The sequence below is a fragment of the Brucella sp. MAB-22 genome (genome assembly GCF_025908475.1).
Taxonomy (GTDB): domain Bacteria; phylum Pseudomonadota; class Alphaproteobacteria; order Rhizobiales; family Rhizobiaceae; genus Brucella; species Brucella anthropi.
In genome coordinates this window covers 2,231,665-2,245,634 of sequence record NZ_CP109782.1, presented here as the reverse complement: position 1 = coordinate 2,245,634, position 13,970 = coordinate 2,231,665, and the positions used below count along the sequence as shown (strand labels likewise).

Genomic DNA, 13,970 nt, shown 5'->3' with positions numbered 1-13,970 from the left:
GCAAGGGGACGCAACTCAATGGATTTTTTTGCCGAGTATCTGGGATTTCTTTCGACCCCTGCCGGCTGGGCCGCGCTGGTTACGCTGGTGACGATGGAAGTCGTCCTCGGTATCGACAATCTGATCTTCATCTCGATCCTTACCAACAAGCTGCCCGCCTCGCAGCAGGCGCGCGCCCGCCGCATCGGCATTGGCGCGGCGCTCATCCTGCGCCTGGCGCTTCTTTTCACGATCTCGATCATCGTCCAGCTCAAGGATCCGATCTTCGAGGCGTTCGGTCATGGCTTTTCCTGGCGTGACATCATCCTGATTGCTGGCGGCCTGTTTCTTGTCTGGAAGGCGACCAAGGAAATCCACCACACGGTCGATCCCGATGATGGCAAGGAAAATATCGGTGGCAAGGTGGCTCAGCTCACCATGGGTGCCGCCATCGTGCAGATCCTGATCCTTGATCTGGTTTTCTCGGTCGATTCGATCATCACCGCCGTCGGCATGACCGATGAGATCGCCATTATGGTCATTGCCGTGGTCGCAGCCGTTACCGTCATGCTGCTTGCAGCCGATCCGCTTTCGCGGTTCATCGCGGCGAACCCAACCATCGTCATGCTGGCGCTGGGCTTCCTGCTGATGATCGGCATGACGCTGATCGCCGATGGTTTCGGCTTCCACGTGCCGAAGGGCTATATCTACGCTGCTATGGGCTTCTCAGCGCTGGTCGAAGCGCTCAACATGCTGGCGCGGCGAAAGCGCAAAAGCCAACAGTAAAAGCCAGATACAACAAGGCCACCCGTCTCATCCTGAGGCGGGTGGCCTTGTTATTTTAACGCCGTGAAACTGGTCTGTTGTGGCAATTCTCGTGCAGAGGTTCGACCATTCGCAACGCTCGCAGGCTTTGCGTAATGTGCCTTCTGCAAAAGCGCTGCGCATTACTGCAAGCCGCTCTGCGTCGAGCCCGAAGCGGTTCTGCGTAGCAAGGCGCTGGCCGATCAGGTCGCCTACGGCCTCCAATGCCAGCCAGTCGCGCTCACGAACACTCGCTTCGTAACAATGGCAATCGCCCCCGCAGAGCAGGGGCGCGCAAATGTCGTCCGGGCCATCGACGAGAAGAATATCTTCTCCTTCGCTCAGCCGCCCGGCAATCCTGTCGTAGTTCTCGACGAAAGCCGGGCTGTAGCCTTTGCCGACAAAAGTCAGCATGCAAAGGAGGTGATGGCCGCGCAGGCGTACTGTCACCTGGCAGATCAGGCCTTGCCGTCGCGGGCGATGGCCTTGAGGATCGCAGCGCCGAGCGCCGACTTGATGAGGGCGCCGACGAGGAATGGCGTCACGCCGAAGGCAACGGCCTTTTCAACGCCGATGATGCTGGACAGCCAGGCTGCGCCAAGAGCAAGGCAGACCACATTGGCGGCAAGGAACGAAACGAAGGCGAGGCCGACGCGGTTACCGTTCCAGCCGCGTTCGGCCAGATAGCCGGTCATGGCGGCGATGATCGGGAAGGAAACGAGATAGCCTGCGGTCGGGCCTGCGAAATGCGGAAGACCACCAGCGCCGCCTGCAAGGACCGGAAGGCCAAGCATGGCTTCGCCGAGCCAGGCCAGAACCGTGGCCATGCCAAGACGCCAGCCATAAAGCACGCCGATCAGCGGAACGATCAGGGTCTGCAGTGTGATCGGGACCGGAATCATCGGAACTTCGATCTGCGACGAGACGGCGAGAACCAGCGTGCCAAGCGCAACGGCCGCAAGGCGCATTGCAGGGGAACGGGATTCCAGATTGAGCAGGCTGAAGGATGGGCGCGTCTGGGTGATGGTCGTCATGGCTTCCTCAAATTATAGATAAAATTGAGATTCGATCTATATCTTCTTAAAGCTCCTGACGATAAACGCAAGAGGCGGAACAGGCAGCATGGCGTGTTGCTGTGGGAGTCGCGGCAGAGACCCGGTCGTGCAGATGAAAATCTGTGCGAATAATCCGTCACTACAGCCTAGAATGGGGACGCCGAAAATAAGATGCTTATCTGTGTAGGCGTCTGATCAGCCGACAATCGCAAACGAATCGCGCGTCTTGCCCGATGCGGTCTTGACCGGACGGTGCCCGATCCATTGCACATGCCTGGCGAGGATAGTGACTGCGCTCTCGACATCGTTCTGGCGCAGCGCCCGCAATATGGCACGATGGTCGTGGTCGGTGCGGGTTTCCCACTCCGACCGCCAGGTGGCGAAGAGAAATCGGGCGCTGGCAGCGTGAAGATCATCGATGGCCGCAAGCAGGCGCGGCATCTTGCATGGTTCGAGGATGAGCCGATGGAAGCGGCGATTGGCGTCTTCCCAGCTTCTGACATCGCGTGACTTGTCGCCTTCCAGTGTGGCCTGTTCGGCGGCATCAAGCGTTGCCTGCGTGATGTGCGGGGCTGCATGGCGCAGCGCCAGGACTTCCAGAGCGGCCCGCATTTCCGCCACTTCCCTGATTTCGCCGATGTCGAACGATGCAACCCGAACGCCACGCCGAGGTTCGGAAACAGCAAGCCCCTGAGCCTCCAGTCGCCGGAATGCTTCGCGCACCGGCACATGGCTGGTCTCGAACTCTTCGGCAATGTGATCCTGTCGCAGTTTCGTGCCGGGCTCGATCTCACCGGCGATGATGCGGTCGGCAAGAATGCGGCTGATACGGGCTGCGATGGTTTCGCTGGGGGTGTTCTGGGCGGGCTGAATCATGAATTTATAGATAATCCGCTTTGCCTGGCGGGTCGAGCAATATTGCTTTTGTTGACAGAGATTCGGGGGGCGCCGGCGCTTTTGCTGGACGAATGGGCCTGAATTCCTTATAACGCCGCCATTCTGCACGGAAAGCACTGTGGCCCGGCATGTGGCCCTTCTCTGCTTGATCTCTGTTTCATGCGTGACGCTTTCTCCGTGCACAGCATTTTAAACAGAACAGGGGTGCCATGGCCGGCCATTCACAGTTTAAGAATATCATGCACCGCAAGGGCCGTCAGGATGCGGTGCGGTCGAAAATGTTTTCCAAGCTCGGACGCGAAATCACCGTCGCTGCCAAGCAGGGTCTGCCTGACCCGACGATGAACCCGCGCCTGCGTCTGGCGATCCAGAACGCCAAGGCGCAGTCCATGCCGAAGGACAATATCGAGCGCGCCATCAAGAAGGCTGCCGGTAATGACGGCGAGAATTATGATGAAGTGCGCTACGAGGGCCGTGGCCCCGGCGGCGTATCGGTTATCGTGGAAGCACTGACGGACAATCGTAACCGCACGGCATCGAATGTGCGTGCAGCCTTCACGAAGTCGGGCGGTGCGCTGGGCGAAACCGGTTCGGTGTCCTTCATGTTCGACCGTGTTGGCGAAATCGTCTACAAGTCCTCCGTCGGCGACGCCGACAAGGTTATGGAAGCGGCCATCGAAGCCGGTGCTGACGATGTGCAGTCCGGTGAAGAAGAACACGTCATCATCTGCGCGTTCGAAGATATCGGTGAAGTGTCGAAGGCTCTGGAAGCTGCTCTCGGTGAAGCCGAATCGATCAAGACGATCTGGAAGCCGCAGACCAATACCGAGCTGGATGAGGAAAAGGCGCGTTCGGTTCTCAAGCTTCTCAACGTGCTCGAAGACGATGACGACGTGCAGAACGTTTACACGAACTTCGAAGTCAGCGACGAAGTGATGGAAAAGCTGAGCGCCTGATTTCTCGTGCTCACAACAATGATGCAAAACTCCCGGTTATCCGGGAGTTTTTTTGTGCCCTGATGAATGAAATTCAGGCATAAAAAAACCCCGCCGAGGCGGGGCTTTTCAACCAGATGCAATATCAGATTAGATGCCGAGATTGCCGAAACGGTTCTTGAACTTCGTAACGCGACCGCCGCGATCGAGCAGGGTCTGCGAACCGCCCGTCCAGGCTGGATGGGTGGTCGGGTCGATATCGAGGTTCATCGTATCGCCTTCTTTGCCCCAGGTCGAACGGGTCATGTATTCGGTGCCATCGGTCATCACGACCTTGATGGTGTGGTAGTCGGGATGGATATTGGCTTTCATCTTCTCAATCCTGAAAGTCTGGGGTGAAAAGCGCAGCCTTGACTATCGAAACTGCGGCACTTTCGCCCAATGGCAGATATGAAGACCCATTACCTACAGGCAACGGCTTCCAAAAGGGTTGGCGAGCCTATACATCAGGCGCACGGCAATAACAAGGGCGCAAACACAAGAATGGCCGACCGGGATACTGAAATTGATATGAATCACGAATTGACTGCAGAAGATGGCCGCAAACGCCGCACGCTGAAGCCGCTGAAGAGAGTTTTGCCGTTTCTGGCACCCTATAAGGTCCTGGTTGCAGGCGCGCTCTTTTCGCTGGTGCTGGCCGCTGTAACGACCCTTGCCGTGCCCGTCGCGCTGCGTCGCATGATCGACCATGGCTTTACGGGATCGAATGCGATCTTCGTCAATAATTACTTCGGCATGCTCGTGTTGCTGGCACTCATTCTCGCGCTGGCGTCGGGCCTGCGCTATTTCTTCGTGATCTCGCTCGGCGAGCGAGTGGTCGCGGATTTGCGCAATGCGGTCTTTTCGCATGTGACGGCGCTTTCGCCGGAATTCTTCGACCGGTCACAGTCGGGTGAAATCGTTTCGCGCCTGTCGTCCGACACGACGCAGATCAAGTCGGTGGTGGGCGCTACGGCCTCTGTCGCGCTGCGCAACATGATTCTGGGTGTCGGCGCGCTGGCGATGATGGTCGTGACCAGCCCGAAGCTTTCTGCGCTGGTCATTGCTGCCATCCCGATCATCGTTGTGCCCCTGATCGCCTTCGGACGCTCTGTGCGTCGCCGTTCCCGTATGACGCAGGACATGCTGGCGAAGGCCAATGCCTATGCCAGCGAACAGATCGGCGCGATGCGCACGCTGCAGGCCTTCACCAACGAGAATATGGTGGTCGGGCGTTTTGGCAGCGCGGTAGAAAAAGCCTTTCAGGCGGCGCGTTCCTCCATTCAGGCGCGTGCGATCCTGACGGCCTTTGCCATTTTCCTGATCTTCTCCAGCATTGTTGCGGTGCTCTGGTTCGGTTCGCGTGATGTGCTGGCGGGCACGATGTCTGCCGGTACGCTCGGTCAATTCGTGCTTTATGCCGTGTTCGCAGGCAGCTCCTTCGGCGCTTTGTCGGAAGTGGGCGGGGAACTGGCGCAGGCAGCAGGGGCTACGGAGCGGCTTGTCGAAATTCTGGACGAGCAGCCGGGTATTGCCGCGCCTTTGAAACCTGTTGCCATGCCGGTGCCGTCACGCGGTGAGATCGTGTTTGATTCCGTGCATTTTTCCTATCCGACGCGGCCAGATGCACCGTCGCTCAATGGCGTCAGCTTCACTGTGAAGCCCGGCGAGACTGTTGCGATTGTCGGTCCCTCGGGTGCAGGCAAGAGCACGATCTTCGCGCTCGTCATGCGCTATTACGATCCGCAGTCAGGCAAGATCCTGATTGACGGCGTGGCTTTGCCTGATGCTGACCCGCAGGCCGTTCGGGCGCGCATCTCAACCGTGCCGCAGGATGTGGCGATTTTCGCCACCAGCGTGCGCGAAAACATCGCCTTCGGTAGACCCGGAGCGAGCGACGAGGAGATTGTGGCAGCGGCAAAGGCAGCCCTTGCGCATGATTTCATCATGGCGCTCGACAAGGGCTATGACACGGAAGTCGGCGAACGCGGTGTGACGCTTTCAGGGGGGCAGCGCCAGCGCATCGCCATTGCGCGGGCAATCTTGCGTGCTGCGCCCATCCTTCTTCTTGATGAAGCGACATCGGCGCTTGATGCTGAAAGCGAGATGCTTGTGCAAAAGGCTCTGGACAGTCTGATTGCTGATCGCACGACGCTTGTCGTCGCGCACCGGCTTGCCACCGTGCTCAAGGCCGACCGCATTCTGGTGCTCGACCATGGCCATATTGTCGAAGAAGGCACACATCAAAGCCTTGTCGAGAAGGGCGGCATCTATGCCCGTCTCGCCAAGCTGCAATTCGAGGCAGGTGCTGGAGCCTTCGCTGCGAAGTGAAACGGGGGGCGTTGCCCCCGTTATTTCTTCTTATCGTTCGGTCAGCTTCAGCTCGATGCGCCGGTTCTTAGATCGGGCATCGGCTGTGTCGGAGGCGTCGAGCGGTTGATATTCCCCGAAACCTGCTGCAACGAGCCTATTGGCGGGGACGCCATTGGCGATCAGGAATTTGACCACTGCGGTTGCGCGGGCTGACGAAAGCTCCCAGTTGTCGCGGAAGCGTCCCGTGCCAGTCAGAGGCACATTATCCGTGTGACCGTCGACACGCAGTACCCAGTTGATGTCATCCGGGATTTCCTGATTGAGCTGGATCACCGCGTCGGCAAGTTTCTTCATCTCGTCCTGACCGGCAGGATTGATATCCGCCGAGCCTGTCGGGAAAAGAACTTCCGACTGGAAGACGAAGCGGTCGCCGACGATACGGATATTCTCCTTGTCCGACAGGATTTCACGCAGGCGTCCGAAGAAGTCGGAACGATAGCGGTTCAGCTCCTGCACACGCTGCGCCAATGCGACATTCAGGCGGCGACCGAGATCGGCGATCTTGGCGTTCGATTCGCGGTCGCGACTTTCTGAAGCGTTGAGCGCATCTTCAAGTGCTGCGATCTGGCGGCGAAGGGCTGAAATCTGCTGGTTCAGCAGTTCCACCTGACTGAGTGCACGAGCGCTGACCTGCTTTTCGGCATCAAGGCTTTCGGACAGTTCGCCAGCGCGCTTTTCAGCGGCAGCACCTGCGCCGCTGCCTTCGTTCAAAAGGCTTTGCAGACGTGAACGCTCGCTTTCCGTGCTGGACAGCGAAGCCTGCAGATTGGCGATGGTGTCCTGCATGTCCTGCGAATTGCTGCGCTCCAGCGACAGAAGCTGTGTCAGTTCCTGTATCTGGCTATTGAGCCGTGCGAGAACGCTATCCTTGTTGTTCACCTCGCGGCTGAGCAGGAATTGCGCCAGCACGAAGACGGTAAGCAGGAACATGATTGCGAGCAGCAGCGTCGTCAGGGCATCGACGAAGCCCGGCCAGTAATCGACATGCCTCTGGGAGCGGCGGTTGCGGGCGAGGGACATGGCTGCTTACTCCGCCTTGTCCGTGCGATCGGATTTGCGGTCGTGCGAGCGCTCGCCGATGGCCTTGGTGAGACGATCAAGCGTCTGGCGGATAGCCTTCTGCTCGTCCGCTTGTTTTTCCACCCAGTCGCGCATGATCTGCTGCTCGCTGCGCATGTTCTTGACGAGGCCCTGTATGCCTTCGGCAAGATTGGCCAGCGCTGCCGTGGTGCGCTGCGTGGATGCGTCGCCGCCATGCAGGTTCTGCAATCGGTCGGCCAGAACGCGGATTTCTTCCGTGCCTCCGTTCTGGTCGGCACCGATATCGGAACCGAGATCGGTGACGGAGGAAAGCCAGTTTTCCAGTTCTGTATAGAAACGATTTTGCGCGCGGCCCGCCTGAAGGTCGAGGAAGCCGAGAATCAGCGAGCCGGAAAGACCGAACAGCGAAGACGAGAAGGCTGTGCCCATGCCGGAAAGCGGAGCTTGCAAGCCTGCCTTCAACGCATCCAGCACATCGCCGGTGCTTCCTGAATTCGGGTCGAGGGTCTGGATGGTGCGCCCGATGGAACCAACCGTCTCCAGAAGGCCCCAGAAGGTGCCGAGCAGGCCGAGAAAGACCAGAAGTCCGATCAGATAGCGCGATATATCGCGGCTTTCATCAAGACGTGTCGCGATGGAATCGAGGATCGAACGCATGGAGGCAGTGGAAAGCGCCATCGACTGGCGGCGGCCGATCAAAGCCCGCATCGGCGCAAGCAGGACGGGCGGGCGCGTGGTGCCGTCGCGGTCACCGTCGCGGAATGAGTTGACCCAGCGAATCTCTGGCAGAAGCCGCAGCACCTGTCCGAAGGCCAGCAGAATACCGACCAGAAGAACGCCGAGAATGAGCCCGTTAAGGCCGGGATTGGTGACAAAGAACGTATGGATCTGTCGCATCAGGATCGCGGCCAGAAAAGCCACGATAATAAGGAAGATCGCCATGGAGAGAATGACAATGCGCGGGCTCGACAGGCGGTAGGGGTCGTAATCGCGTCCCTCGTCCAGACGGTCCCGGGAAACTCTCAAATCGCTCATGCGTTCCGCTCCATGGTCGCGTGTTTGAAAAGAAGCCTACTTCATTAATTCGTGAAGCGGAATCATTTGAAACAAGAAAATTATGCGGATTTGTGGTGTGTGCTGTCAGGCTCGCGGGATGGTCTGAATATCGTAGAGCAGAAAGTTTATAATATTAAATCCTGTGATCTTAATATGATGTATTTCTTATATATGCCTATATAATTGATGGTAATAAATAAATTATAAGTTGCTATTTTTAAGTTTTCTAATTTTGATAATTATTGCTTCGTACACTCAACTTTGTGAGAGGGACTAAGCATGAATTGGTGGAATATTCTTGGGAATATACTTGAGGCTCTGGGAAAGTTTCTCGGCCAACTGTAGCATAATTTTCTATAGATACGCTCTAAATTAATAAAAAGGCCGAGCCATTTAAGCGCTCGGCCTTGTTTCTAGATTGCTGGAGATGACCCAGGTGAAACAAACCATTGGATCGACAAAGCAGCAGGTCTTTTTTAGATCGGTTTGTTGATCGTTTTCAGCAATGCCTTCTGAATGATTTCATTGCCTGCAACGATGGTCTTGGTGCCGAAAATGTCCTGACCGCCATTCTTGTCCGAGACGAAACCACCGGCTTCGCGGATCATAAGAATGCCTGCGCCGAGATCCCACGGATGCATGCCATCTTCCCAGAAACCATCCAGACGGCCGCCTGCAACATAGGCGAGGTCGAGTGCAACAGCGCCCATGCGGCGAATGCCTGCGGTTTCGGCCATGACATTGCGCAGTTCGACCAGATAATGCCCGTGATGGCCGCGACCCAGATGCGGGATACCCGTGCCGATAACGGAATCGACCAGCTTGTTGCGTGATGCGACGCGCAGGCGACGGTCATTGAGGAATGCGCCACCGCCGCGTTCTGCGGTGTAAAGCTCATCCATGGCCGGATTGTAGATGACGCCGGCGACGATCTGCCCCTGACGCTCGAGAGCGATGGAGACTGCGAAAACTGGAATGCCGTGCAGGAAATTTGTGGTGCCGTCGAGAGGATCGATCAGCCAGCGGTGCTGTCCGTCCTTGGATTCAACCTCGCCGGATTCTTCCATCAGGAAGCCATAATCCGGGCGGGCGCGGCTCAATTCCGTATAGATGATCTGTTCGGCGCGGCGGTCTGCCTGGCTGACATAGTCGCCGGGGCCCTTGAGAGAAACCTGAAGATTCTGGACTTCACCAAAATCGCGAGCGAGGCTGCGGCCGGCCTTCATAGCGGCCTGTACCATAACGTTGAGAAGGGCTGAGCGGGCCATTTCATTGTCCTTGTAAGCACGATCCCGAAGCGTGGATTTTGAAAGGGATCAAGCAGTTAATCATATACAGAATGTCGAACATCCGAACCGAAACACATTCGGTGGAGGTCGAGGAATTGAGCGATCTGAGAAAGAACGGTCGCAAACTTTGCGACATGGATAAAGTGGTGCCTGATTCAGGCACCACAAATCTCGTTTTTCGTATTAAGCGCGGCTGACGTAGGTCAGTTCGTTGGTATCAACGATCACGCGTTCGCCGGATGCGATGAACGGCGGAACGAGGATGCGGATACCGTTTTCAAGTACAGCCGGCTTGTAGGACGAAGCAGCGGTCTGGCCCTTGACGACCGGGTCGGCTTCGGTGATCGCAAGCGTGACCTGATCCGGAAGGCGAATGCCGATCGGCTTTTCTTCGTAAAGTTCGACAGTAACCATCATGCCGTCCTGAAGGAAAGCGGCACGGTCACCGACGAAATCCTTGGCCAGCTCAAGCTGTTCGTAGGATTCGGTGTCCATGAAGATCAGCGCTTCGCCCTGTTCGTAGAGGAACGAGAAATCCTTCTGCTCCAGACGAACGCGCTCGACGGTTTCTGCAGCGCGGAAACGTTCGTTGAGCTTGGTGCCGTTGATGAGGTTCTTCAGTTCGACCTGATTATAAGCGCCCCCCTTGCCAGGCTTGACGGCGTTGGTCTTGACCGCAACCCACAAGCCGCCAGCATGTTCGATGACATTGCCGGGGCGGATTTCGTTACCATTGATCTTCATGAGCTTGATCCGGAATGAAAATGTGAAACCATGTGCGGTTCGACGCATGACGACGAAAAGGCAACCGTCCGGCATTATTCCGGAGATTGCGCACCTGCCTTATACTCGAACCACGATAATCGGCGTCTCAAGACCATAAAAAGGCGCTTGGCGCAAGCCTGAGCGCGAAAAGAGAGCCAATCCAGCCTCAAAATTCGCCCAAAAATCAGCGGACGCGCAGATTGTTGGCGGTTTCTATGGCCTGTTTAATCTGGTCATCAGCCAGTCCGTCCATCATGTCGTTGAGGTCTGGTGAGCGAAAACCGGCGCGCTGGGCAACAATATACCAGGCCGCTGCTTTGACGAGATCGCCTTCTGTGCCAATGCCATCGCGATAGAGGCGGGCGAGCCAGGCCTGTGCCATCACCATGCCGCGCTGTGCGCCAAGACGCATCCAGCCAAACCCCTGTTCGTAGTCGCGGTCGCCACCGCGGCCCTCAATCAGCCAGCGGCCCAGATCGAACTGCGCCGTATCATAACCCTGTGCGGCAGCAAGCAGGAGATAGACGCGCGCTTTCTTGTCGTCGCGGGGGATGGTCGGGGTACCGTTGGCATAAATCTGGCTGAGTGCATATTGTGCATCGGCCAGCGTGGCCCCGGCCGCCTTCTCGAACCACGGGAAGGCGAGATCGATGCCCGGCTTGCCCGGCGTTTTTTCCATCAGCATCTGGCCGTAGTTGAACTGCGCCATGGCATTGCCACCCTCGGCGGCCTTCTTCATCAGTTCCTCTGCCTTGACGGGGTCTTTCCTGGCGTAGGTGCCCTGAAGCAGAAGTGCGGCATAGCGGAACTGCGCTTCTACAACACCGTTATTGGCTGCTTTCTCGTACCATTCGGCTGCCAGTTTCTGGTTGGCGGGGATGCCAAGGCCGCGCGCATAAATTTCTGCAATGAGTGTCTGCGATGCCGGATCGCCCTTTTCAGCCTGTGGCTTGGCCAGATTGAAAGCGGTCAGATAAAGGCCACGCTGAAATGCACCGAAAGCCTCGTCTGCCGGTTTGTCGCCGAAACGGCTTGGGTCGATGTGGGGCATCGGTTCGGTCGTTGCCGGTTGCGGCAGCATCACCGGCTTGGCAGGCTTGTCGGCTTTCTTATCCTGATGATCGCCCTGATGGCTGTTCTTTTGACCGTGCACCGGCTCACCCGCTGCCAGAGCAGGCAGGACCGGCAGCGCGATTGTCAAAATGGCAGCGAGAAGAAGTTTGTTCTTCATGGGCATCGGCAAGACCTTGATGAAGGGATCAGTTTTCAAAGCGTGGCGCGTTCTCATCGAGAAGCCGGTTGGCTTCCGCGACAGCTTTTGCAGGGTCTTCGGCGTCGAAGACCGCCCGACCGAGCGCAACGAAATCCGCGCCGGTTTCGGCTGCGGGGATGATGCTTTCCAGCGTGCTTCCGGCTTGCGCGATGCTGGGAATTTCCACCATCTGCGACCACCATTCGGCCAGCGACAGGTTGCGCGGATGGGCATCCGGCTTGTTATCCGCACCGATCTTGCCGAAGAAAACATAATCGGGCTGCAACTCGCCGATTTCCATTGCGCCATGGCGGTCGCGCAGATTGCCGGTGCCGACGATCATCTTCGGCGTATGTTTTTCGATCGCATCTGCCAGATCGGCAGCCTTGCCTTCGATATGAACGCCATCCGCACCGACGCGACCCGCGATGCGCGTATCGTTCAGGATAAGCGCGGCGGCGCCTTTTTCCTGAATGACGGGGATGACCTTTTCAGCCGTGGCCTGAAAAGTGGCTTCGTCGAGATCGCCGGTGTCGAGAATGACGCTTGCAACGTCACCGCCCGAGAGCGCAGCCGTCAAAAGCTTTGCGAGGGCCGCGCCGTCGGCAAGTGGAGGCGCAACCAGCACGATGCGGCAGCGTTCGGTTTCAGTCTGGTGAGCGGGCGTGTTCATGAGCCAAGCCTAACGGGAAAAACGTGATGGAATTCGGGCAATAGAGGCGTTCTGTTTACCGGAAACGGAAGCGGGGCTCTATCTATTTGTTTTGTCGCATTTATGCGACGCAACCGGGCTTCGGCAAGTATTCATTGGCGAAACCTTCTCGGGCCCGCGCCTGTCCGGGCTGGCATAATGTTATCCACTGGAACGAAAGTTGATCGGAACCAACCCGGTTCTGCCGGGATTAACGCGTATATAAGCCACACCAAGACCGGGCGCTGAACGCTCCGACAGAACGTGTGAAACTGTTCCGGCACCCATCCGGAATGACACGAAGAAAAGTGGAAAGGCTCGCAATCCCAAGTGCAGGCACTTTCCTTCAAAGATAGGCAGGCTGGTAAATGAATATTGCGACCGCTAGAGAAGCGATGCCCGCACAACCGACGAAAATGCGCGACACGCGCATCGACGTGTTTCGTGCGCTCGCGCTGCTAACGATCTTCATCAACCATGTGCCCGGCACGATCTACGAGCATTTCACGCACAAGAATCTGGGCTTCTCCGATTCGGCTGAAGCTTTCGTGCTGATTTCCGGCATGGCCGTGGCGCTTGCCTATGGATCTAAATTCGCTCCCGGCAATCGCCTGCTTCTGTCGCTGAAAATGTGGCGCCGCGCTGGTGTGCTCTATACGACGCACATCATGACGACCATGGCGACCATCGCCATTTTCGCCGCTGCCGCTATCTTCCTGAAGCGTTCGGAGTTGCTTACGCAGATCAACATCGCGCCGCTGGTCAAGCACCCTGTCGAAGCGCTGTTCGGCATCGTCACGATGGGTCACCAGCTCGGCTATAACAACATTTTGTCGATGTATGCCGTGATGCTGGTTTTGACTCCGATCCTGCTTCTGCTGGCGCGCATCAGTCTGCCGCTCATGCTCGGTGTTTCCGGCACGGTCTGGTTCCTGTCAGGCCTCTATCATGTTGCGCCGGTAAATTATCCGACCGAAGGCGTCTGGTTCCTCAATCCGCTGTCGTGGCAGTTCCTGTTTGCAATCGGTATTGCAGGCGTGATTCATGTACGTCGCGGTGGCGAGCTGCCGAAGCATCCGCTGCTGATCGGCCTTGCCGTTGGCTATCTGGTGCTGGCGCTGGCATGGGTGCGTATTCCGCTTTGGGGCATCGACGCGTCGATGGGCCTGCCCATGGTTCTTACCGGCTTCGACAAGACTTTCCTGTCGGCTCCGCGTCTGCTGCACGTGCTGGCGATTGCCTATCTCATCGCCGTCGTTCCGACGCTGAACAATATTGCCCGGACGGCGCCGGATAATCCTCTCGCCGTTCTCGGCAAGCATTCGCTGCCGGTCTTCATTGCCGGTACGCTGCTGGCAATGGTTGCGCAGGTGATGAAGCTCGTGAACCCGGGCGGCCTGCCTTATGACACTTTGCTGATCGCAACCGGCATCGTGATGCAGTTCGCACTGGCCTATTATCTGGAATGGCTGCCAACCATCGGTTGGGGCAAGAAGGGGGCTCCCGTTTCGGCAAAACCCGCTGTTCCTGCTGCCGAACCCGTCAAGATGCAGGTTGCGTCAAGCTCCAAGCCTGCGATGCAGCGCTATTAACCACTACTGATCAGCCGCCCATTTCGGGCGGCTTTTCTTTGAGTGAAAAGTGCCGGATTGCGTGAGATTATCCACAGCGCTACGCAGAAATTAACCATTCATTAATCTTAAGAATGTTAAATGGTTTACATCCAGTTCGGCTGGATTCTTACCGAGTGGTTTAGCCACTCTGTTTGACGCCTCCCTGTTAAACTCCTGAGAG

The 13,970-nt window shown here is 57.3% G+C and carries 14 protein-coding genes; 4 read left to right on the top strand and 10 right to left on the bottom strand.

Annotation, left to right across the window (positions count from 1 at the left end):
• The first annotated feature begins 18 nt into the window (after positions 1 to 18).
• Positions 19 to 765, top strand: a complete 747-nt coding sequence (locus tag OHI65_RS20440; protein WP_010661394.1) for a TerC family protein — start codon at positions 19 to 21, stop codon at positions 763 to 765.
• 27 nt (positions 766 to 792) lie between these two features.
• Here OHI65_RS20440 and OHI65_RS20435 read toward each other — a convergent pair whose 3' ends face one another.
• The 3 genes from OHI65_RS20435 to OHI65_RS20425 all read right to left on the bottom strand — a co-directional run bounded on the left by OHI65_RS20435 (position 793) and on the right by OHI65_RS20425 (position 2,714).
• Positions 793 to 1,233, bottom strand: coding sequence for a DUF1284 domain-containing protein (locus OHI65_RS20435; protein WP_125300909.1), 441 nt, complete (start codon positions 1,231 to 1,233; stop codon positions 793 to 795).
• An 8-nt stretch (positions 1,234 to 1,241) separates the two neighbouring features.
• Entirely contained in the window at positions 1,242 to 1,817 is a 576-nt protein-coding gene (locus OHI65_RS20430) for a biotin transporter BioY (protein WP_125300910.1), read from the bottom strand.
• 216 nt (positions 1,818 to 2,033) lie between these two features.
• Positions 2,034 to 2,714, bottom strand: coding sequence for a GntR family transcriptional regulator (locus OHI65_RS20425; RefSeq protein ID WP_029929536.1), 681 nt, complete (start codon positions 2,712 to 2,714; stop codon positions 2,034 to 2,036).
• Positions 2,715 to 2,944: 230 nt separating this feature from the next.
• Here OHI65_RS20425 and OHI65_RS20420 point away from each other — a divergent pair, with 230 nt between their 5' ends.
• A complete protein-coding gene (locus OHI65_RS20420) occupies positions 2,945 to 3,691 on the top strand; it encodes a YebC/PmpR family DNA-binding transcriptional regulator (RefSeq protein ID WP_010661390.1) in 747 nt (248 codons plus the stop codon).
• 129 nt (positions 3,692 to 3,820) lie between these two features.
• Here the strand turns inward: OHI65_RS20420 and rpmE are convergent, their stop codons facing one another.
• Positions 3,821 to 4,042 carry a 50S ribosomal protein L31 gene (gene rpmE / locus OHI65_RS20415; protein WP_002964804.1) on the bottom strand — a complete coding sequence of 74 codons (222 nt, stop codon included), beginning with the start codon at positions 4,040 to 4,042 and terminating at the stop codon, positions 3,821 to 3,823.
• Between the two features lie 69 nt (positions 4,043 to 4,111).
• On the opposite strand from rpmE, the gene OHI65_RS20410 reads away from it, so the two are divergent.
• Entirely contained in the window at positions 4,112 to 6,040 is a 1,929-nt protein-coding gene (locus tag OHI65_RS20410) for an ABC transporter transmembrane domain-containing protein (protein ID WP_185757994.1), read from the top strand.
• Positions 6,041 to 6,070: 30 nt separating this feature from the next.
• Here the strand turns inward: OHI65_RS20410 and OHI65_RS20405 are convergent, their stop codons facing one another.
• From OHI65_RS20405 to OHI65_RS20380, 6 genes are all read right to left on the bottom strand, one after another.
• Positions 6,071 to 7,102: a peptidoglycan -binding protein gene (locus OHI65_RS20405; RefSeq protein WP_010661388.1), complete on the bottom strand. Its 1,032-nt coding sequence runs from the start codon at positions 7,100 to 7,102 to the stop codon at positions 6,071 to 6,073.
• 6 nt (positions 7,103 to 7,108) lie between these two features.
• Positions 7,109 to 8,158 carry a MotA/TolQ/ExbB proton channel family protein gene (locus OHI65_RS20400; RefSeq protein WP_012091329.1) on the bottom strand — a complete coding sequence of 350 codons (1,050 nt, stop codon included), beginning with the start codon at positions 8,156 to 8,158 and terminating at the stop codon, positions 7,109 to 7,111.
• A 497-nt stretch (positions 8,159 to 8,655) separates the two neighbouring features.
• Positions 8,656 to 9,447 (bottom strand): inositol monophosphatase family protein, encoded by a 792-nt coding sequence (locus tag OHI65_RS20395; RefSeq protein ID WP_010661386.1) that lies wholly within the window; start codon positions 9,445 to 9,447, stop codon positions 8,656 to 8,658.
• A 204-nt stretch (positions 9,448 to 9,651) separates the two neighbouring features.
• Entirely contained in the window at positions 9,652 to 10,212 is a 561-nt protein-coding gene (gene efp / locus OHI65_RS20390; RefSeq protein ID WP_010661385.1) for an elongation factor P, read from the bottom strand.
• A 205-nt stretch (positions 10,213 to 10,417) separates the two neighbouring features.
• The gene (locus tag OHI65_RS20385; RefSeq protein WP_125300911.1) at positions 10,418 to 11,464 is read right to left on the bottom strand and encodes a tetratricopeptide repeat protein; all 1,047 of its coding nucleotides are present in this window, start codon (positions 11,462 to 11,464) and stop codon (positions 10,418 to 10,420) included.
• 28 nt (positions 11,465 to 11,492) lie between these two features.
• The gene (locus OHI65_RS20380) at positions 11,493 to 12,158 is read right to left on the bottom strand and encodes a thiamine phosphate synthase (RefSeq protein WP_010661383.1); all 666 of its coding nucleotides are present in this window, start codon (positions 12,156 to 12,158) and stop codon (positions 11,493 to 11,495) included.
• Between the two features lie 386 nt (positions 12,159 to 12,544).
• Here OHI65_RS20380 and OHI65_RS20375 point away from each other — a divergent pair, with 386 nt between their 5' ends.
• Positions 12,545 to 13,768 carry an OpgC family protein gene (locus OHI65_RS20375; protein ID WP_125300912.1) on the top strand — a complete coding sequence of 408 codons (1,224 nt, stop codon included), beginning with the start codon at positions 12,545 to 12,547 and terminating at the stop codon, positions 13,766 to 13,768.
• Positions 13,769 to 13,970: the final 202 nt, after the last annotated feature.

Bases quoted from the DNA above. Each gene is read 5' to 3' on its own strand.
- OHI65_RS20440 (WP_010661394.1), top strand. From the start codon at position 19: ATGGATTTTTTTGCCGAGTATCTGGGATTTCTTTCGACCCCTGCCGGC.
- OHI65_RS20430 (WP_125300910.1), bottom strand. From the start codon at position 1,817: ATGACGACCATCACCCAGACGCGCCCATCCTTCAGCCTGCTCAATCTG.
- OHI65_RS20425 (WP_029929536.1), bottom strand. From the start codon at position 2,714: ATGATTCAGCCCGCCCAGAACACCCCCAGCGAAACCATCGCAGCCCGT.
- OHI65_RS20420 (WP_010661390.1), top strand. From the start codon at position 2,945: ATGGCCGGCCATTCACAGTTTAAGAATATCATGCACCGCAAGGGCCGT.
- rpmE (WP_002964804.1), bottom strand. From the start codon at position 4,042: ATGAAAGCCAATATCCATCCCGACTACCACACCATCAAGGTCGTGATG.
- OHI65_RS20410 (WP_185757994.1), top strand. From the start codon at position 4,112: ATGGCAGATATGAAGACCCATTACCTACAGGCAACGGCTTCCAAAAGG.
- OHI65_RS20405 (WP_010661388.1), bottom strand. From the start codon at position 7,102: ATGTCCCTCGCCCGCAACCGCCGCTCCCAGAGGCATGTCGATTACTGG.
- OHI65_RS20400 (WP_012091329.1), bottom strand. From the start codon at position 8,158: ATGAGCGATTTGAGAGTTTCCCGGGACCGTCTGGACGAGGGACGCGAT.
- OHI65_RS20395 (WP_010661386.1), bottom strand. From the start codon at position 9,447: ATGGCCCGCTCAGCCCTTCTCAACGTTATGGTACAGGCCGCTATGAAG.
- efp (WP_010661385.1), bottom strand. From the start codon at position 10,212: ATGAAGATCAATGGTAACGAAATCCGCCCCGGCAATGTCATCGAACAT.
- OHI65_RS20385 (WP_125300911.1), bottom strand. From the start codon at position 11,464: ATGAAGAACAAACTTCTTCTCGCTGCCATTTTGACAATCGCGCTGCCG.
- OHI65_RS20380 (WP_010661383.1), bottom strand. From the start codon at position 12,158: ATGAACACGCCCGCTCACCAGACTGAAACCGAACGCTGCCGCATCGTG.
- OHI65_RS20375 (WP_125300912.1), top strand. From the start codon at position 12,545: ATGAATATTGCGACCGCTAGAGAAGCGATGCCCGCACAACCGACGAAA.